Origin of the sequence: Streptomyces sp. NPDC059080 (assembly GCF_042739975.1) — a bacterium.
GTDB lineage: Bacteria > Actinomycetota > Actinomycetes > Streptomycetales > Streptomycetaceae > Streptomyces > Streptomyces benahoarensis.
This window is the reverse complement of the sequence record NZ_JBHYGX010000082.1, coordinates 1-3,791: the sequence shown is the minus strand read 5'-3', so window position 1 is coordinate 3,791 and position 3,791 is coordinate 1. Positions and strand designations below refer to the sequence as shown.

At 71.3% G+C, this 3,791-nt stretch carries 3 protein-coding genes; 1 reads left to right on the top strand and 2 read right to left on the bottom strand.

Annotated elements, in window-relative coordinates; genetic code table 11:
* Positions 1 to 115: 115 nt before the first annotated feature.
* Positions 116 to 1,033: a hypothetical protein gene (locus tag ACFWWQ_RS29570; RefSeq protein ID WP_384602335.1), complete on the top strand. Its 918-nt coding sequence runs from the start codon at positions 116 to 118 to the stop codon at positions 1,031 to 1,033.
* Positions 1,034 to 1,129: 96 nt separating this feature from the next.
* Here the strand turns inward: ACFWWQ_RS29570 and ptsP are convergent, their stop codons facing one another.
* Both ptsP and ACFWWQ_RS29560 read right to left on the bottom strand, forming a co-directional pair.
* Entirely contained in the window at positions 1,130 to 2,800 is a 1,671-nt protein-coding gene (ptsP, locus tag ACFWWQ_RS29565) for a phosphoenolpyruvate--protein phosphotransferase (protein WP_384602333.1), read from the bottom strand.
* 78 nt (positions 2,801 to 2,878) lie between these two features.
* Positions 2,879 to 3,328: a PTS glucose transporter subunit IIA gene (locus ACFWWQ_RS29560; protein WP_384602331.1), complete on the bottom strand. Its 450-nt coding sequence runs from the start codon at positions 3,326 to 3,328 to the stop codon at positions 2,879 to 2,881.
* Positions 3,329 to 3,791 lie beyond the last annotated feature (463 nt).

The following is a 3,791-nucleotide window of genomic DNA, read 5'->3' as shown; positions in this document are numbered from 1 at the left end:
CATTTTTTGTGGTTTGGGGGGTGTTTGTGTGTTTGTTACTCCCCCCCGGGCGTCCGCGGGGGCGGGCGGCGCCCCCCCCCCCCCCCCCCCACGACCAACTCACCGAGGGGGCGTCATGACATCCACGTTCCGCACCACCCGCCGCACCCGGGAACAACTGCGCCGCGAAATCCCCGGCACCGCCGCCGTGCTGGCCGACCCACACGACTTCGCGGCCATGCGTCGCTACCGCACCTTCCCGTTCGACGACCACACCCGCTACCTCCGCCACCTGGAGGACCACCTCCGCACCCGCACCGCCGAAGGCGTGCGCACCACCCTCACCCTCTTCGACCCCGCCGCCTACGCCGAGTACTGCCAGGAGCTCGGCCTCGACCCGGACACCACGGACAGCCGCGCCCGCTACACCGCCGAACTCGCCTGCACCGGCGCCACCGTGCCGTACGCCGGTGAACCCCTGGCCGCACTCCTGCCGCTGCTGGTCGAGGAGACCGGGCGGCAGATCGCCTGGGACAGGGCGGCCACCCGGCTCGCCGAGGCCGGCACCTGCCCGGACTGCGACGAGGACCTCTCCCACACCGCCTTCGCCCTCGCCACCCAGGCACTCAAGGAACTGCTCGACGGCCTCGGCGACGGCACCCACCACCTCGTCTGCAGCATCCCCGCCGGGGCCCCGCCCCTCCTGGCAGCCCTCCGCATCACCTCCGAGGAGGGCCGCCACCGCCTCCCGGAATCCGAGTCCCTGACCTTCTGCACGGTCCTGGCCGCCGGAATCGCCCACCGCACACCGGGCGGCATCGTCTCCCGCAGCACCCGCCCGCAACCGCAGCCGGACGACGGCACCACGACGCCACACGACACCGTGCGCGGCTGGACACTGCGCGACGGCTGGCCGGAGCCGCTCACCGCCGCCCAGGTCTTCACCGCCTACTGCACCGACGCCGAGACAGGCGAGCCCATCCCGCCCGAGCACCAGGTCGACCACACCCACGGCTTCCCCCTCACCCGCCCACCGGAGACCCACCGCTGCTGACATCCCGCAGCGGTACGCGATACGCCGGACGGCCGCCCCGCCACAGAGGCGGGACGGCCGTCCGGTACGACACGAGCGGCAGCGCGCCGCCGGGAGTCACTCCCCGGAGAGCACCACCTGCGCGGCGATCCGCGCCTCCTTGGCGGTGTCCGCCGCCCGCGCTGCCGCCGCGGCACGCTCACACTGCGCCAGCGTGTGCTTGGCCAGCGACGCCCGCACATAGGGAAGGGAGGCCGCGCCCATCGACAGCGACGTCACCCCGAGCCCGGTCAACACGCAGGCCAGCAGCGGATCGGACGCCGCCTCACCGCACACCCCACAGCTCTTGCCCTCGGCCTTCGCCGACTCCGCGGAGAGCGCCACCAGATCCAGCAGCGCCGGCTGCCACGGATCCTGCAACCGCGACACCGCGCCCACCTGACGGTCCGCCGCGAAGGTGTACTGCGCGAGGTCGTTGGTCCCCAGTGAAAGGAACTCCACCTCCTGCAGAATCGACCGCGCCCGCAGCGCCGCCGACGGAATCTCCACCATCGCCCCGAACTTCGCCTGCAGCCCGGCGTCCCGGCACGCGTCCGCGAACGCCTTCGCGTCCGTACGGTCCGCCACCATCGGCGCCATGACCTCCAGGTAGACGGGCAGCCCCTCGGCGGCCTTCGCCAGCGCGGTCAGCTGCGTCCGCAGCACGTCCGGATGGTCGAGCAGGGTACGCAGCCCCCGCACGCCCAGTGCCGGGTTCGGCTCATCGGCGGGCGTCAGGAAGTCCAGCGGCTTGTCGGCGCCGGCGTCCAGCACCCGCACCACGACCCGGCCCTCCGGAAACGCCTCCAGCACCGTCCGGTACGCCTCGACCTGCTTCTCCTCGGACGGCGCCTGCTTGCTGTCGTCCAGGAAGAGGAACTCCGTACGGAAGAGCCCCACGCCCTCCGCACCGGCCTCCACCGCCGCAGGTACGTCCGCGGGCCCGCCGACGTTCGCCAGCAGCGGCACCTTGTGACCGTCGGAGGTGGCACCGGGCCCGGACGCTGCGGCCAGCGCCGCCTTCCGCGCCGCGGCGTCCGTCTCCAGCTCCTCCCGCTTCGCCTCGCTCGGCTCGACGAAGAGCTCGCCGGTGCTCCCGTCGACCGCGACGACGGTCCCCTCAGCCAGCTCACCCGCGCCCGGCAGCGCGACCACCGCGGGTACCCCCAGCGCCCGCGCCAGGATCGCGCTGTGGCTGGTGGGACCGCCCTCCTCGGTCACGAACCCGAGCACCAATGTCGGATCGAGCAGCGCCGTGTCGGCCGGAGCCAGGTCCCGCGCGATCAGCACATACGGTTCGTCGCTGTCCGGCACACCCGGCATCGGCACACCCAGCAGCCGCGCCACGATCCGGTTCCGGACATCGTCCAGGTCGGCGACCCGGCCCGCCAGATACTCACCCGCGCCCGCGAGCAACGCCCGGTATGCCGCGAACGCGTCGTACACCCCGCGCTCGGCGGTGCTGCCGACGGCGATCCGCCGCTCGACATCGGCGATCAGCTCCGGGTCCTGGGCCATCATGGCCTGGGCCTCCAGCACGGCCTGCGCCTCGCCGCCGGCCAGGTTGCCCCGCGCGATCAGATCGGCCGCCACCGCTTCCACGGCCTGGCGGGCACGCCCCTGCTCACGCTCCGCCTCCTCGGCCGGAATCTGCTTGGCCGGCGGCTCCAGCACCGCCGTCCCCATGTGCCGCACCTCGCCGATCGCCACACCGTGACTCACGCCGACGCCTCGCAGAGTTGTCTCCATTGCACTCGTCTCCGGTTGATGCGGCGACGCGAGCCGCCGCGGTGGATGTCGAACCTGCCATCGCGGGACGGCTCCCGGCTACTGCCAGGAGAAGAGCGCCTCGCCCGCGGCGATGTCGCCGTCCTCGCGGACCTCGCCGAGCGAGTCGGCCGCGGCCTCCAGCGCGACGACCGGGCAGATCGGCGACTTACCGGCCTTCTCGACCTGCGCAGGGTCCCAGCGCACGACCGCCTGGCCACGCTGCACGGTGTCGCCCTTGTGGACGAGCAGTTCGAAGCCCTCGCCGTTGAGCTGCACGGTGTCGATCCCGAGGTGCGTCAGCACCCCGTGACCGGACGCGTTCACCACGACGAACGCGTGCGGGTGGAGCGAGACGACGACGCCGTCCACGGGCGCGACGGCCTCGACAGGCTCGCGCACGGGGTCAATGGCGGTACCGGGGCCCACCATCGCGCCGGCAAACACCGGGTCGGGCACAGCCGCGAGTCCGATGGCACGCCCGGCGAGCGGTGACGTCACGGTGGTCATGGGAAGCCTCCCGGGGGTGGAGATTCATCAGGCCGCCGCCACTACCTGTCCCAGACAGCGCACCGTTCAGAGCGTAAGTCATAAGAATCAGCCCCTCCGCATGAACGACACCCGCCGAGCGGCGCCGATCAGCGCCCCGCGATTTGCCTCGCCCATGGGGGGCCTGTACTGTCTGAGATCTGCCCGAGAGCGCCGACATCGTGGAAAACGCGATCAAGTACCTTGGACAGCACTCCTCGAATCGCGATTCGGAATATCGAATCTCCTTCTGCGTGCCTGTGGAAATTCAGCGTTTCGAGAGGCTGAAAAAGCCTGGTAGAGTGAAATCGCGGAAAAGCCGAAAGACCGGACCGCACCGGCGAAAATCGGGGCCGAAAGGATCTGATAGAGTCGGAAACGCAAGACCGAAGGGAAGCGCCCGGAGAGCCTGGTGAAACAGGCACAAAGGAAGCGTCCGTTCCTT

What these genes read in the sequence shown, in the direction of transcription:
- ACFWWQ_RS29570 (WP_384602335.1), top strand. Translation starts at nt 116, where the DNA reads ATGACATCCACGTTCCGCACCACCCGCCGCACCCGGGAACAACTGCGC.
- ptsP (WP_384602333.1), bottom strand. Translation starts at nt 2,800, where the DNA reads ATGGAGACAACTCTGCGAGGCGTCGGCGTGAGTCACGGTGTGGCGATC.
- ACFWWQ_RS29560 (WP_384602331.1), bottom strand. Translation starts at nt 3,328, where the DNA reads ATGACCACCGTGACGTCACCGCTCGCCGGGCGTGCCATCGGACTCGCG.